14 protein-coding genes are annotated in these 14986 nt (G+C 61.9%); 7 read left to right on the top strand and 7 right to left on the bottom strand.

What is annotated here, in order from left to right; all coding sequences use genetic code 11:
• Window positions 1-4: 4 nt before the first annotated feature.
• The 3 genes from ACFVTD_RS18625 to ACFVTD_RS18635 all read right to left on the bottom strand — a co-directional run bounded on the left by ACFVTD_RS18625 (window position 5) and on the right by ACFVTD_RS18635 (window position 1708).
• The gene (locus ACFVTD_RS18625; RefSeq protein ID WP_387565821.1) at window positions 5-454 is read right to left on the bottom strand and encodes an ABC transporter ATP-binding protein; all 450 of its coding nucleotides are present in this window, start codon (window positions 452-454) and stop codon (window positions 5-7) included.
• Between the two features lie 85 nt (window positions 455-539).
• Window positions 540-1436 (bottom strand): single-stranded DNA-binding protein, encoded by an 897-nt coding sequence (locus ACFVTD_RS18630; protein ID WP_387565824.1) that lies wholly within the window; start codon window positions 1434-1436, stop codon window positions 540-542.
• 5 nt (window positions 1437-1441) lie between these two features.
• The gene (locus ACFVTD_RS18635) at window positions 1442-1708 is read right to left on the bottom strand and encodes a glutaredoxin family protein (protein WP_387565827.1); all 267 of its coding nucleotides are present in this window, start codon (window positions 1706-1708) and stop codon (window positions 1442-1444) included.
• A 386-nt stretch (window positions 1709-2094) separates the two neighbouring features.
• Between ACFVTD_RS18635 and ACFVTD_RS18640 the strand changes: the two genes are divergently transcribed.
• From ACFVTD_RS18640 to ACFVTD_RS18650, 3 genes are read left to right on the top strand one after another with little or no spacing between them, the layout of a single operon-like run.
• On the top strand, window positions 2095-3780 hold the full coding sequence (locus ACFVTD_RS18640; RefSeq protein WP_387565830.1) for a Mu transposase C-terminal domain-containing protein: 1686 nt from the start codon (window positions 2095-2097) through the stop codon (window positions 3778-3780).
• Window positions 3774-4691: a TniB family NTP-binding protein gene (locus ACFVTD_RS18645; RefSeq protein WP_387565833.1), complete on the top strand. Its 918-nt coding sequence runs from the start codon at window positions 3774-3776 to the stop codon at window positions 4689-4691. Before ACFVTD_RS18640 ends, ACFVTD_RS18645 begins: the two co-directional genes overlap by 7 nt.
• Window positions 4688-5617, top strand: coding sequence for a TniQ family protein (locus ACFVTD_RS18650; protein ID WP_387565836.1), 930 nt, complete (start codon window positions 4688-4690; stop codon window positions 5615-5617). The genes ACFVTD_RS18645 and ACFVTD_RS18650 overlap by 4 nt, the downstream gene beginning before the upstream one ends.
• Here the strand turns inward: ACFVTD_RS18650 and ACFVTD_RS18655 are convergent.
• Window positions 5589-6188 (bottom strand): recombinase family protein, encoded by a 600-nt coding sequence (locus ACFVTD_RS18655; RefSeq protein WP_387565839.1) that lies wholly within the window; start codon window positions 6186-6188, stop codon window positions 5589-5591. The genes ACFVTD_RS18650 and ACFVTD_RS18655 overlap by 29 nt on opposite strands.
• 789 nt (window positions 6189-6977) lie before the next feature.
• On the opposite strand from ACFVTD_RS18655, the gene ACFVTD_RS18660 reads away from it, so the two are divergent.
• Window positions 6978-7421, top strand: a complete 444-nt coding sequence (locus tag ACFVTD_RS18660) for a hypothetical protein (protein WP_387565842.1) — start codon at window positions 6978-6980, stop codon at window positions 7419-7421.
• A gap of 21 nt (window positions 7422-7442) precedes the next feature.
• On the opposite strand, the gene ACFVTD_RS18665 is transcribed toward ACFVTD_RS18660, so the two are convergent.
• Window positions 7443-7763, bottom strand: a complete 321-nt coding sequence (locus tag ACFVTD_RS18665; RefSeq protein ID WP_387565844.1) for a hypothetical protein — start codon at window positions 7761-7763, stop codon at window positions 7443-7445.
• Between ACFVTD_RS18665 and ACFVTD_RS18670 the strand changes: the two genes are divergently transcribed.
• Window positions 7762-8463, top strand: coding sequence for a hypothetical protein (locus ACFVTD_RS18670; protein WP_387565846.1), 702 nt, complete (start codon window positions 7762-7764; stop codon window positions 8461-8463). The genes ACFVTD_RS18665 and ACFVTD_RS18670 overlap by 2 nt on opposite strands.
• A 645-nt stretch (window positions 8464-9108) precedes the next feature.
• A complete protein-coding gene (locus tag ACFVTD_RS18675) occupies window positions 9109-9336 on the top strand; it encodes a DUF2188 domain-containing protein (protein WP_387565849.1) in 228 nt (75 codons plus the stop codon).
• Between the two features lie 345 nt (window positions 9337-9681).
• On the opposite strand, the gene ACFVTD_RS18680 is transcribed toward ACFVTD_RS18675, so the two are convergent.
• Window positions 9682-11037, bottom strand: coding sequence for a ParB/RepB/Spo0J family partition protein (locus ACFVTD_RS18680; RefSeq protein ID WP_387565852.1), 1356 nt, complete (start codon window positions 11035-11037; stop codon window positions 9682-9684).
• A gap of 457 nt (window positions 11038-11494) precedes the next feature.
• Complete coding sequence (locus ACFVTD_RS18685; protein WP_387565855.1) at window positions 11495-11761, bottom strand: hypothetical protein; 267 nt, start codon at window positions 11759-11761, stop codon at window positions 11495-11497.
• A 321-nt stretch (window positions 11762-12082) separates the two neighbouring features.
• Between ACFVTD_RS18685 and ACFVTD_RS18690 the strand changes: the two genes are divergently transcribed.
• Complete coding sequence (locus ACFVTD_RS18690) at window positions 12083-14689, top strand: AMP-binding protein (protein ID WP_387565858.1); 2607 nt, start codon at window positions 12083-12085, stop codon at window positions 14687-14689.
• Window positions 14690-14986 lie beyond the last annotated feature (297 nt).

Raw genomic sequence — 14986 nt, forward strand, 5'->3', positions numbered from 1 at the left:
CTGCCTAGACGGAGCGCAGCGTCCGCGGCCACGGGTGCAAGCTGTCCAGGTAACCCTTCCCCAGGGACATGGAGCCGTCCTCGTTGAAGCGGACATCCGAGTGCTGGTGGCTACCGCCGGCATGTGCGATAGCGGCCAGCACCAGATCCAGGTTCTCACGGTCCAATCCCGACACGAGGTCACCCAAAACCACCGGAACATCCTCCGCGAGGGAGGCAGCGAGCATGAGGAAACGACGTTCCCCGCCGGAGAGCGGCCCGACCTCTTCGGGGACGGCGGCGAAATCGATCCATGCCCTCACCTGATTGGGCCCCTCCGGTTCGGTGCTCGTATGCACCCACGGATTACCGGGTGCAGCGAACTTCCCCCCAAAGGCCTTTAGCAGCAGCTCCGTTGCTGCCTCGGTGGTGTACATGCCTCGCGCCCAAGCGCGGAGGTCATCTGCATGCGACATTGGGTGTTCCTTTTTACTCGTGGTCTGGATGAGAGGGCGCTGCCTGTCGGGCCAGCGTATCTGCTGACCCCGACAGTTGTACTGCTTAGAACGGGGGTTCGGAGTCCCGCCCGTTGCCCCATCCACCGGCGCCGTTGCTGTTGGCCGGCACGGCCCAAGGATCGTCCTGGGGCCCGGACTGGAGCTGGGAGTTACCATTGCCCTGGTAGCCGTTCCCCTGGCCGCCCTGGGTACTTCGCTGGGTGCGGTTTACCTTCGCATTCGCATACCGAAGTGAGGGGCCCACCTCGTCTACTTCGAGCTCGATGACCGTGCGCTTCTCACCTTCCTTGGTCTCGTAGGACCGGGACTTCAGCCGACCGGTCACGATGACACGCATCCCCTTAGTCAGGGACTCAGCCACGTTCTCCGCCGCTTCCCGCCACACACCGGCCCGCAGGAAAAGCGTCTCCCCGTCCTTCCACTCGTTGGACTGACGATCGAAAGTCCTGGGCGTTGAAGCGATGGTGAAGTTCGCCACCGCAGACCCACTCGGAGTGAAGCGCAGCTCCGGGTCCGATGTCAGGTTTCCAATGACAGTAATGGTTGTTTCGCCGGCCATGATGATTCCTTTTCCTCGCGCGCTGGTGATGTTCTCGCTGGATGTTGTCGGTTCGTTCTGAGGTTCGGTCCCACCCGGTTCGTCGTGGGTGAGGTCGTTGGGCTGATACTGGTCCGCGGTGTGCGCATCCCAGAGCCCACCCTCCCCGAGCGGGCGGCTGCTGATCGCCTCAAAGTACCGGTCATCCCCACCGTTACCTGGGTTGGCGTAGTCGTCGTACAGGTCCACATCGAGGGGTTCCACAATGGCGGGCTCCACAACGTAAGGGTCCACAACGTCGGCGGGAATCCTGCCGCTCGGGTTGACCTGCCGGAACAGGTCCACCTCCAACGGGATCCGTGGGCTCAGCTTGTACCCGACGACCCGAGGCAGGGCGGTCACGGTCCTCACGCTGCCTTGTGACTCATGGCCGCCTGGACGAGCTTGTCGCGGCGCAGGCCGGACCAGTGGTCCTCGTCATCAGTGTTATTCACCACGACGGGCGCCTGCGAGTAGCCAAGTTCGGCGGTGATGTACTCCAGCGCTGCCGGCACTTCGGTGATGTCAACGGCCGTGTAGGTGATGCCCTTGGAGTCGAAGTAGCCCTTCGTCTTCTCACAGTTCGGGCAATCGGGCTTGGTATAGACCGTGTAAGCGGCCGGTGTTGCAGTCATTTTCAGCACCTGGTTTCGTATCAAATAAGTTTCGTTCGTCTGGCTGACTTGCTACCTCAATTCTAGCAGTCATTCAACTGAATGGATAGAGGTTTTACCGCGTATTTTAGGGGTTTTGCTCGGCCCCTCTGTGGTTATTGACGCCGCCGGCAACCGTGGTCATTCCCGCAGGCTTTGTCGATTTCAGAAGCTAACTGCACAGATGTCAGAAGTCCTCTTCACATGCCCCTGTTACCGGGCCCAACGCTGCCGATTTCAGAAGCCGACTGCACAGTTAGCCCCACGGTTGCGGATCTGCGCATATGACTCCTGACCTATGGCTGGCCGGCATATCACTGCACTAAATTGCTTCTGTTCGCTACTCCTGTTCCCAAAAGGAGGCAGTAATGGAGGCTGATCCGGACCCGATTCTTGCGGATGGGCAGCTGACTATGCCGGACGCTGCATGGGAGCAGGCCAAGAGTCGCGCCGCTGTGATCGGTGCACTGGCAACGCGTCGCGTAACGGGGATTGCTGCCGCTGACGAAGCAGCGATGCAGCTGGGTGTTTCCCGGCGCCAGGTTTATACGTTGCTTGGGCACTACCGCCAGGGGTCAGGTCTTGTGACTGATCTCGCAATCCATCGTTCGACCGGCGGCAAGGGCGGAAACCGTCTGCCTGAACAGGTCGAGGACATTGTGGCTGGCCTGATTCGTCGGCGGTTTTTGACGCGCCAGAAGCTGAGTGTGGCGGCATTGCATCGGGAGATCGTCCGGGCCTGTGTGTTGCAGGGATTAAAGCCTCCGACGAGAAACACGGTGAGCCGTCGCATCTCGATGCTGAACCCAGTTGAGGTCGGCCGCCGCAGGGATGGCCCGGATGCTGTGAGACCGCTCCAATCAGCTGGTGGTGAGGTGCCCGTGATCGGCTCAATCCTGGAACAGGTTCAGATCGATCACACGGTTATCGACGTCGTCGTGGTGGACGAACGCGAGCGTCGACCGATTGGCCGACCATATTTGACGGTTGCCATTGATGTCTTTAGCCGGACTCTCGTTGGGCTGGTCCTTACACTGGAACCGCCCTCGGCCGTGTCGGTCGGGCTGTGCCTGGCTCATGCGGTTGCAGACAAACGTCCCTGGCTGGAGCAGTTGGGCGTCCATGCTGAGTGGCCAATGAGCGGTAAGCCCAGGTCGCTGTTCCTCGATAACGCGGCAGAGTTTAAGAGCGAGGCGTTGCGGCGCGGCTGCGAGCAGCACGGCATCCGTTTGTCCTACCGTCCCCCTGGACAGCCCCACTACGGAGGAATTGTTGAGCGTGTCATCGGCACGGTCATGCGTGAAATCCATCAGCTCCCCGGGACGACCTTCTCGAGTCCGGGAGAGCGAGGGCGGTACGACTCAGAAAAGATGGCCGCACTGACCTTGCCCGAATTGGAAAAGTGGCTGGTTCTGGCCGTCGCCAGGTATCACGGCAGCAGGCACAGCACCCTAGGCCAAACGCCGGCAGCGGCATGGACTGCCGCGATCGCTGTCACCGGCACACCTGCCGTTACGGCAAGTCAGACCGCATTCCTCGTGGACTTCCTTCCGGTCATCCGCCGCACGCTGACGCGCACCGGTTTCCTCATCGACCATGTCCACTACTTCGCCAATGCCTTGAAACCTTGGATCAGCCGACGTGAAAGACTCGGCAAGTTCATCATCCGACGCGATCCCCGGGACATCAGCAGAATATGGGTCCTGGAACCGGACGGGCATAACTATGTGGAGGTCCCGTACCGGTCGATCTCCAACCCTTCCATCAGCCTCTGGGAACACAGGCAAGCTCTCGCTCGATTACACGAACGCGGCGCAGCCCAAGTGGACGAAGCAACCTTGTTCCGGATGATCGACCAAATGCGGCAGGTCAGCGACACTGCCGTGAAAACGACCAAACGTCTCCGGCGGGAAACAGAACGGCGCAAGCGGGCAAAAGACCCGCAGCGCCCGGGCACCCAATTCTCACAAAGCCCGCCTGCACTGGATGTGCCGGCAGACGTCGAGCCGGGAGAGGCCTCCGTTCAACCGTTTGAGCAAATTGAGGAATGGTAATCGTGGATAACAGTCAGCCGCAGGCTCCGTCGCACCTTCATCCCGCCGCGCGGGAACTTTCAAAGCTTCCGGCCGAAGAGCGGCTGCAGCGCATTCGCGCGGACCGGTGGATCGGCTATCCGAAGGCCGTGGCCGCTGTAGAGCGTCTGGAGGTGCTCCTTGGCTGGCCGAGAAAACAGCGCATGCCCAACCTCTTGCTGATCGGGCCCACGAACAATGGCAAGTCCATGATCGTCGAACGGTTCCGGCGGGCACATCCCAGCGTGACAGGCCCCGCCGGTGAGGACATTCCCGTTTTATGCATGCAGATGCCATCGGAACCATCAGCGCTTCGGTTCTATACGGCCCTGCTCGCGGCGATTGGTGCGCCATTACGGCCACAGCGGCGCGTACCCGAAGCTGAACGACTGGCACTTTCCCTCCTGCGTGAAGTGGGAGTCCGGATACTGGTGATCGACGAGATCCATAACGTCCTGGCGGGCCGGGGTGAGAAACGACAGGAATTTCTTAATCTGCTGCGGTTCCTTGGCAACGAGCTCCGCGTTCCCCTGGTTGGAGTCGGCACCCGCGAGGCCTATCTGGCCGTCAGATCCGACGACCAGCTCGAGAACAGGTTCGAACCGTTCATTCTGCCGCTTTGGGAAGTCGGCGACGAGGCCCAGGCGCTGCTGGCAAGTTTCGCTGCTTCGCTTCCCCTGCGCCGTCCATCGCTGATCGACACGGAGGACATGACTCGGTATCTGCTCGCACGCAGCGAAGGCACCATCGGAGAACTCGCCCGACTGCTGACTGCAGCCGCTGTCGCCGCTGTCCAGACGGGGGAAGAGAGGATCAATCACCGAACGTTGACCCTGGCCGATTACCTGGGCCCTACCGAACGACGCAGGATCTTCGAAAATCAACTGCTGTGACCGCTGCCCGACGCTGGCCCGTCCATCCCCCGCCGGAACCTGGTGAGGCACTGACCTCGTGGCTCCAGCGCATCGCCTCTCGTTACGGCGCTGACATCGACGACCTTGTGTCCGACATGGGGTTCCGGCCCGAGGTTGCGGGTGACATGGATACGTGCCCACCCGACGGGTTTGCTTGTGGGCTGGCGGAGCGAACCGGAATGGACGTGGCGCGGATCCGGAAGATGAGTCTAAGCGGGTGGTCACCCTGCCTGATTGACACGACTGGACCAACTCCGGATGGATACGGGGTCTATAACCAACAATTCTCTGTGCTGCTGGGAGCAGGAAGGCGGCGGGTGAGAGAGATCCCTACCTGGCTGCCTTGGCGTTCAACCCGGCCGGCATTGCGGGCATGCCCTCAATGCATCACCGAGGCGCAACCGCCATATCCCTACCAACTGTTGTGGCTGCTTCCGCTAACACTTAGCTGCCCGTTCCATGAATGCCTCCTCGAAACGAGGGAAACCGCGGTGACCTACTTCGCGGACTGGGAGCACAAGCCACCAGTCCCGAAGCCCGCGTCACCAGCGGTCCTCAAGATGGACGCCAGGACGTGGCAAGCCATGGCCACAGGGTTCGCCGACCTACAGGGGCGTCGGATCCACGCCGAAACGTGGTTCCGTCTCCTTCGGACGATCATCGACGAGTTGGAGGCAACCATCAGCGAATGCACGACCGCGGCGCGCATGATAAAAGGTATCTGGAAGGCCGCCGGATACCCTTCGCGGGTGGGACCACTGAGCTGGCAACCCCATGAAAGCTACCCAGTCGACATTCAGATCCGAGCCCTCCAAACCACCGCGACGGCCATCCACCTGATTGAACGGGGATCCCTCACCGGTCGAGGTCCCGACGCTAGATTTTTTCTACCTCTGGAGCCTTGATGGCCCGCGACCTTCGATAAAAAGATGCCCTCGACATTCCCAAATCCCGAGCAACCTGAGCAGCAGGTTCGCCGTCTTCGACCAACCGCAGAGCTGTGCGAATTTGGCTCTCGGTGATCCGCCGGGGCCTGCCGCCCAGGTCGAGCCCGGCTTCTCTTCGTTTCCTGATGGAGTCAATGACGCGTTCCCTTTTGATCTCGTGTTCCATCTGGGCGAGTGCGGCCATGACGGTGAACAGCATGGACCCCATGGGAGTGGAGGTGTCGACGTCACCTCCGCCCAGGTTGAGCACCCTGAGGCCGGCGCCGCGGGCGCGGAGGGCGTCGGCGAAGGCGAGCATGTTCTGGGTGGATCGTCCGAGCCGGTCCAAGGTGGTGATGACGAGGGTGTCGCCCTCGTCCAGTGCTTCCAGGGCCCGGTCGAACTGGGGTCGTGATGACCGTGCCCCGGATACCCCGTGGTCGATGTAGAGGTCATCCCGGCGCACGCCTGCGGCCAGAAGGTCGGCCTGTTGCCGGTCGGTGGACTGTTGCCGCGTGGACACGCGCGCATAGCCAATGAGTTTCGTCACGCCTGCCCTCTGTATGTCTCATAACTAACCTTGAGTACGTCGATTCAACCAGATGGTTTCGAGACATAGTTATGAGAATCGCTCGCCGCAGGAAGTTGGCCGAGATCTAGCGGAACTTCCATCCCCGGTCGTAGGCCCCGGACTCGGCGAACGAGACGCCTCATATCCCAAGGGTTTCAAGACAATCTGGACTGAGCGGTAAGGGCACCGTCAGCGTGCGGGGTAAACGTGCATCCAGCGGCTAGCAACGGCACCGACGGAAGAATCCGTGGCTGCAGGGGCGCTCAACCACCCTTCAGCGGGCGCGCCGCAGGGCACGGACGCACGACAAGGCGACATCGAAGCATGCTTTTCGGTGCTGGTTGCATAATCAAGGCATGGACAGAAGGCAGCTCGAATCTACCCTTGCAGCAGAAGGCTTCCCACCGGACTCGTATGTCATGCACGGCAGTGATCGCAACGAAACTTTGAACATCGAACAGCAAGGGGGAAAGTTCCTTGTGTATTACACGGAGCGTGGGACCCGAAGCGATGAGCACGAATTTCCATCAGAAGCTGAGGCCTGCGACTACTTCCTGGAATCGATGAGACGGACGTACCCAATGGCAAAACGTTCCCTACCGACTCCGCCGAACCCCTAGAGACAATTGCGCAAATAGGACCAGCGTCCTCTTGAGGACCGGCTAAAGTGGTAGCCGTTCCTTTTACCGACGGCTTATGGGCGTCACTTCGAGGCTCCCAACAAAGCAGTCCAACTGCCCATACACGATTTGAGCGATGATTGTGCCCATGACTTCGGATCTTGATTGGGCGCGCTTCCATCGAGCCTTTGGGGACGACCCCGGCGTGCTCCCTGATGGCGAGGTACTCGGGAGTGCAGAACACGACTGGGATGCGGTGTTTGCGATGCTGAACCGCAGTGGCTGGAGACTGACAACCAGTGATGGCCATTCGCCTCTGCCGCCCAACAGACAAGGTGTTGCCGAACTGGAGAGCTTTGCCGTCTGGCCAGTCGATGGAGTACGCGTCAACTTCTTCCCCGGTCCGGACGCGGTGATTTTCGACTTCGACCTCCGGGAACTCGTTAACCAGGCAACAGTAGACGGCATAGCCCAGGTGATGAGGAAGCTCGCAATCACGCTTCATCGAGACGTTGTGATTAGAGATGAAGGTTCGAACGGCGCGCCAGTCATCCGCTACACCCCTGCAACGGACCAGTTTTCACTGAGTTGAACTCGAGGCCGCTGCTCGCGATTACTTAGTGAATTCCATGCCTAGCACTTTGCCAGTGACGCTGTCTAAGGTCACCCGGTACCCATTCCAAGTATTCGCAAGAACAGTGCCGTCATCAGAGAGGTCCATGGAAAGGTAGCATTCGCTAGAACCTGTCTCAGGAAGGTCCGCGGTCCAGACGATGGCACCTACTTCACTAATCCTCGCGAGATTGTGGGCAGGGCCCTCGCCCATCTCCATGTAGTCCAGTAGGACAAGGAACGACTTCTCCGCTGGAAGCTCCTTGACGTCTAGAACCGTCACCCCAAGCACCTTGCCGTCCAGACCGATGCTATTGAACATGCATGAAGCCTACGCTTCCCGCTCCCATAGAAGGATCCTTTACCAGGCGGCTGGGGAGGTGCGCATGATGCCAACCCAGTGCTTGGCCGCAGAGACTTTGAAGGCCGCCCCAGCGTCGTCCCTGAAGGTGCTCGATCTCCACTACGGTTACATGATGATCGCTGATTTCATGAGAGACGAGGCTCGGTCCATGCCGGTGCACCCGACTCCATCCGACGTGACTGCCCTGCGCGTGTGGCATTGCAAATACAAGTCGCTGGAAAGCCTCTCAACTTTTACCAATCTAAAAACGCTTGTCATTGCGACGTATCCAGACGCTGACCTGACGCCCCTGCACGGTCTGAGCCGGCTCGAGTATCTAAGAGTCATGCACATGCCGAAGGTCTCCGATCTAGGCCCCCTCGGTCAGCTGCAAAAACTGAAGACGATCAGGCTCAGCACACTCCCGAGCTGGGACTCATCTGGGAAGAAGACGATTGTGCATTCGCTGGCCCCTCTAACTGGGTTGCCGCATCTCGCTCACCTCGAGCTCTTTGGGGTGCTTCCCGAGGACGGCAAACTAAACGTCCTGGAGAACTGTCAGTCTCTGGAGTCAATTCGTGTGAGCAAATACAGGAAAAGTGAAATAGAGCGCATCTACCAATTAACTGAAGTGACCAACTCGTTTGCGCCTCCACCAGGCGTGGACGCCTGGAGCTAAAGAAAAGCCAAAGTCCTCCTACGTCCCCTCATGAACATGGGAGTCAATGCGCGGTGAAGGATCCTTCCCTGGCCACGTTCGATCGAATCGATGTCGCGATTTGTGAACAGGAGTGCAGAGCAAGCGTGCCCTTGTGCACAGGAGTAGCGGGCAATGACTGGTCACAACCCGACTGCACAAACCCCGGAATTCAGCGGATCATTGTGCAGTCAGCTTCTGAAAACGACATTACAAATGGTGAGTGCCACCGCCGGCGACTGTGGTCATCCCCGCTGGTTCGCCAGGGCCGCAGCCCCCCTGTGCCTGAAAAGCCACTCCGGACCGTGGTGAGATGCCTCCGCAAACGTGCACTCCCCCATTGAATTGGTGTCGTCCCTGCTGACACAACGCCGACCCCTGGGAGTAGGCGCGTCGGCGGCGCTGGGATTGGACCATGGGAGACTTTGCCGCGATTGGCCCCGACGGTATTACGGCGCGGCAACTTGAAAAGTAAGCATGCTGTCTTTTAGTTTTGTTGCAGCTTCTCCGCCTGTCCCCCATCAGGCGGAGTGGTTGCCAGGGAGGCCCCGCTGCTTGCTGCGGGGCCTTCTGCTATCTGCATTTGTGCAGCAGTTGTCAGCGATTGATCGGCAGAGGGAGTGTGCAATGGCTCAGGGTGACGTTGAGACGTACTACGAAGACGGCCAGTGGAAGAACAAGCGCGAGGGTACTGACCGCGCGTTCGGTGCCGGCTACAGCACCAAGGCCGAAGCGGAAGCTGCAGGCCGGGAAGCTGCCCAGGCGGACAAGGTCGAGCACGTGATCAAGAACCAGGACGGTCAGATCGGTTCCAAGAACAGTTACGGTAACGATCCCCGGAATGTTCCGGGCTGATTTCTCAGCTGCACCCTTGGCGCTTCGGTGTCCTGGGGACACAAGAAGGGCCGGCTCATAAGAGCCGGCCCTTCTGCGTTCTCCTCGGCAAAGGAAATCTACGATTCAGCCTAGCTGAATGTTGGCGGTGATGCCTGCAGCTGCCATGTGGACGTCGTTGTCCCTGGGTAGCGCGGCACCTGGTCATGGCCTGTGGTGGGTGCGTTGATCGGCGGTCCGCCGCTGGTGAGTGGTTGCTGTGGTTCGTCCTGGGCGGTGGACCGCCCGACTTCTGGAAGGTTCCCGGCCCTTTGGTGGTGAGTGGCCGGGGTCTTGCCGGGCGGGGTTTCCGCCCGGCAAGGGTGTTTATGCGGCCGCGTCGTCCTCGGCTGGCTTTTGGCCGTCGAGGATGATGCTCTCGACTTCGCTGGGGGTGTATCCCCACGTGACCAGCTGGTTCAGGTAGTCCCGGTGCGTTTGGCTTGGGGACCGCCACGAGTCCTTGGCGATGGTCTTTTCATACCCTGCGCAGACCAGCGCGATCAGGGAGAACTCGGGCCGTGCCTCGGTTTTGGCGACGTGGTCCCGGAGCGGGTTCCATCCCCACCGGTTGGATTCTTCGACCTTGGCACCGACCATGTCAGCGGCGACCTTCCCGTCGTAGCCGCTGGCGGTTTCGGAGTGGTGGGTGATGGCGTGGACGGTGAAGTACTGCCAGCCTTTGGGTGCCTGCTTGCGGGCCAGCAGGGTTTTGACGAACTCGCGGCGGACCTTGGTCGCTGATTCCATGGCCTTGTTGTTGGCGATCAGGGTTTTCCGCTGGGCCTTTTGTTCCTCGGTCATCGGGCCTTTTTGGGCCTGCTGCCCGCCGCCGTTGTAGCGTTCGTACTTGGGGGTGAAGCCCAGTTCCTTCCAGTCGCTGATGACGGGCTTGGCGTGGTGCTTGCCCTGGTAGTCGGTGCTGATGATGTAGGCGTTGGCGTCCTCGTCGGTGGCCGGTTCCCCGTCGGCCCGCTTGGCCGCTGAGACATACAGGTTCTCCTCGTCGGCGTAGTGTCCGGCGTCTTCAACGATGGCCTTGCCCTGGGCGATAAGTTCCTCGATCAGCGCAGCAAGCTGGGCCTTGGATTCGCGGTCATCGCGGAGCTTCTGGGCGATGTGGTCGAAGTAGTGCGGTTCGTCCCGGATCACGGATTCGAGTTTCTCGATGGCGTCCTGGTCTCCTTCGAACTCGGTCATCACCAAGGCCATGTCGAGGGTGTAGCCGCTCTCGAGGGCCTTGGTCCCGGTGGTGGATGCCTTGGCTTTGAGTGCGTTTTCGACCTTGTCCTTGGTCCGGCCGGTCTTCTTGGCGATGGCGGCCGCCGAGACGCCGATCAGGGACAGCTGGTGGTAGGCATCGGCCTCGTCCGCTTCGGTCAGTTCGGCGCGCTGGATGTTCTCCACGACCTGCGTCACGATGCGCTCGGCTTCCTCGGGCGATTCGATGAGCAGGACCGGAATGAGGGGCCGTTCGGCTTCGACGGCGGCCCGGGTGCGGCGCTGGCCCATCAGGACGTGCACCGTGCCGTCGTCCTTGCGGTGGGCGATCACCGGTTCCATCACGCCGTGTTCCTTGATGCTGGCGACGAAGTCAGCGGTCAGGGCGGCGTCCTTGCGGACGTTGATGTCCACGGTCAGGGTGGCCGGGTCGAGCATTTCAAGCGTGGGTGTTGCGTTCATGTGGTGTTGCTCCTTCTTGCCGAGAAGTTGGGTGGGTGGGGCGACCAAGGTGACCGGCCAGCTCCCCTCTCCCCCCGTTGTTTTTTGGCTGCTGGCGAAGCTTGCGGAGCTGTGCCCGTGGAGTCCCGTCTACCCGCAGGGCAAGGCACAGAAAATCTTCGGAGGAAATCAGCGAGGAACGAGCGCCGGAGAAGAATTTCCGGGCCGCAGGCCCCGACGAAGGAGGGGCTAGAGGGGCCGGAGCGGGCACGTACAATCCGAAGGAATCTCAATGATGTTGTCAACGACGATTCCGGTCCGGATTGCTACTTTCAGGGGTCCCAGCCTGCCGCCGTTGCCCCCTGGAACCGGTCAGGGCCACACAGCGGGACGGTGCGGGGATCCCGTTGTCGAGGTTGCCCCGGTACCAAAGCCCGTACGGGGCGTCGGGCAGGTCGTCCAGGCCTTCCGGCCAGCGTTAATCCCCCGGGGTGAGGGAACCGCCGCCCAGACGTTCGATGGTGGCCAGGTCCTTTTCCGGGTCCAGCTCTGGTACCCGGGGCGCCCAGCGCTTCAGCGCGGCCGCCAGTCCTTCGGCCGTGACGTCCGGGAGGGTGTGGGCGGATTGGGCGCCGGTGGCAAGCCTCAGTGCGGTGTACGCGCCGAGCCTGCCCACGAGGGCGCCGCCGATGTCGCCGGGTTCGAAGAGGCGGGTCAGGGCTGCGCGTGCAATGCGATCGTTCATGGTTTCTCTCGTCCTTGCTGAGGGATCCGGCGGGAGGGGCGGCTTTGGTGACCGGCCAGCGTCCCTCTCCCCCGGGCGTTTTTTGCCTGCTGGCAGAGCATCGCGGAGCTGTGCCCGACGGAGCCGGGGCAACCCGAAGGGCAAGCAGCGGATGGATTGTGGGAGGAAATTTGCGAAGCGCCGACACAAGGCATCGGCTGGTCATGCTGCATGGTTGTTCCACTGCCACAACATCCGCCAACCCGGGCGTCGCAGGCATTCCCGGACCTCTTTGCAACGCCGATTGTGCTTAGGGGAGGCTACCCTAATAAGCTTTGGGAAATGACCACGCAGCTCGAACTCGCGGGGGTGCCTTTCGCTTGGGGGCTGGCGGACTACGGAGATACCCCTGCCATCATCACCGACCGGGTGACCCTGACCTACAACGAATTGGCAGAACGGGTTGAGGCCTTCGCCCGACAACTTGGCACAGAACGGCGGCTGGTGGCCCTTGCGGCGTCAAACAATATCGAATCACTTGTGGCGTATCTGGCCGCCCTGGCCGGCGGACACCCGTTGATCCTTCTTCCCGAAGACAAACCCACGGCCTTGGACTCACTGGTGGCAGCCTACGATCCTGACGTCGTCATCCGTCCTGCCAATGGGGAAATCGCACTGGTGGAGCGGCATCAGGGTAGCCGGCACGAGCTGCACCCGGACCTTGCCCTGCTCCTGAGTACTTCGGGATCGACAGGTTCGCCGAAGCTGGTGCGTCTTTCCCATCGCAACCTCCAGGCGAATGCCGAATCGATTGCCTCGTACCTGGGCATCACAGCCGGGGACCGGGCCGCCACCACCTTGCCGATGTCCTACTGCTACGGGCTCTCGGTGATCAACAGCCACCTGTCACGAGGCGCCACGCTGGTGCTGACCGGACTGTCCGTCGTCGACCCTTGTTTCTGGGAACTGATCCGGCAGCAGCACTGCACATCCTTCGCCGCCGTTCCCTACACATTCGAACTTCTTGACCGGGTCGGTTTCGGCGACATGGATCTGCCGGAACTGCGCTACATCACCCAGGCCGGCGGGCGCCTTGCCCCCGACCAGGTGCGCCGCTACGCACAACTGGGCAGCGCGCAGGGTTGGGACCTGTTCGTCATGTACGGGCAGACCGAGGCGACGGCCCGGATGGCCTACCTGCCCCCGCACCTTGCCGCCGACCATCCGGAAGCCATCGGACTGCCCGTGCCGGGTGGTTCCTTCCGCATCGACCCCGTCGAAGGCCTCCACGACGGTGAGCTGGTGTACACCGGGCCGAACGTGATGCTCGGCTACGCAGAAACCCCCGAGGACCTGTCCCGGGGCCGAACCATCACCGAACTGCGCACCGGCGACCTGGCGCGGAAGAACGCCGCGGGCCTGTACCAAGTTGTGGGGCGGCGCAGCCGGTTCGTCAAGATCGTGGGCCTGCGCGTTGATCTGGGACAGGTCGAACGCATGCTTGCCGACCTCGGGGTGGCCGCGGCCAGCACCGGCACCGACGACCGCCTGGTCGTAGCCGTTGAGGGTGAGCAGGACACCCAGCTTCTGTCCAAGGTACTCGCTCAGGGCGTGGGGCTGCCGCGCTCCGCCCTGACCCTCGTTGCTGTCAAGGAACTGCCCCGTCTGGGCAGCGGCAAACTTGATTACCCCGCAGTCACCGCCCTGTCTGCCGAGATGACGAAGGCGGCCAAAGCGCTTCCCGATGTGGCCGCAGCAGGGCGAACCGTGGCGGAGACCAACGAACCGGCATCAACGGGACTGTCCAACGAGGCCCGAAGCAGCACTGCGAACACCCTCACGGTGAAGCAGATATTCATGGATGTCCTCGAGGTCTCCGAAGTCAAGGACACCGAGACGTTCGTCTCGCTCGGCGGCGACTCCCTCTCCTTCGTGGCCGCCTCCGTCCGGCTGGAACAGGCACTGGGCCACCTGCCCACCGACTGGCATCTCACACCCATCGGCAGACTCCAACCCGCGCCGAAACCCGACAGCCAGCCACGCCGGTCCGGCATCAAGCGGACGGTGGCGCCGATTGATACGAGCATCGCCCTTCGCGCTGTTGGCATCCTCTTCATCGTCAGCACCCACATCGGGCTTTTCGAGTGGCAGGGTATGGCCCATGTGCTGATCGCGGCCGCGGGGTACAACTTCGCCCGCTTCCAGCTCTCTGGCCAACGCGTGCCCCGCCTTCGACGCCAGCTCGTCAGCATTGCCCGGATCGTGCTGCCCGCGATGGCGTTCATCGCCTTCGCCTACCTGGTCACCGACCGCTACAGCCTGGCCAACATCGTGCTCCTCAACGCCATCCTCGGCCCCGTGGAAGTCACCACCCAATGGCATTTCTGGTTTATCGAAGACATTGTCTACATCCTCCTGGCCATGACCGCGCTCCTCGCCGTCCCCTGGATCAACCGCACCGAACGCAGCTACCCGTTCCTCTACCCGCTCATACTGTTCGGCGCAGGGCTCCTCACCCGCTACGAGATCGTGGAACCAGGCTTGCCGCACACCATCCCGGCACTGTGGCTCTTCGCCCTGGGCTGGGCCGTGGCACGCTCGCGCACCCTCCTGCACCGCTGCCTGGTCTCCGCGCTGACGGTCATAACCGTCCCGGGCTTCTTCGAAGACAACCCTCGGGAAGCCACGATAATGACCGGGATCCTGCTGCTCACCTGGCTGCCCGCCCTCCCCGTACCGCGAGTCCTGACCCGGCCCGCCGCCATCCTGGCCAGCGCCTCCATGCACATCTACCTCGTCCACTGGCTCGTCTACCCGCCCCTGGCAGACATCAACCGGCCCCTCGCAGTGGCCGGGTCGCTGGCCGCCGGCATCGCCTACTGGATTTTCTGCAACCGGTGCACCAGCACCTTCCAGTGGTTCCGCACCCGCAGCAAGCAGCAGCTGTAACAAGGACGGTTGTCACGCTTGTTCTTATACGCAGAGGGATGCGGGGTCTCAGACACGCCGGCATTGATCCGCCAACCGACCACACCATGCAACCAACCCTGATCCGCCGCCAAGGAGGCAGCCAGACATCTAAGAGGCCGTCCTGCTGCCTGCGCCGCGGTCGGCCGCGGCATGCACAAGGCAAAGAGAGGCGGGGGGGGGGCCGGGGGGCGCCCCCCCCCCGGGTCGGCAGAAAAGTGGGTTGGGCCAGCCCCCCGCGGGGGGGGGGGGGCCGGGGTTAGGGGGGGCCCACGCCCC

Source organism: Pseudarthrobacter sp. NPDC058119, assembly GCF_042884655.1.
Lineage (GTDB): Bacteria > Actinomycetota > Actinomycetes > Actinomycetales > Micrococcaceae > Arthrobacter.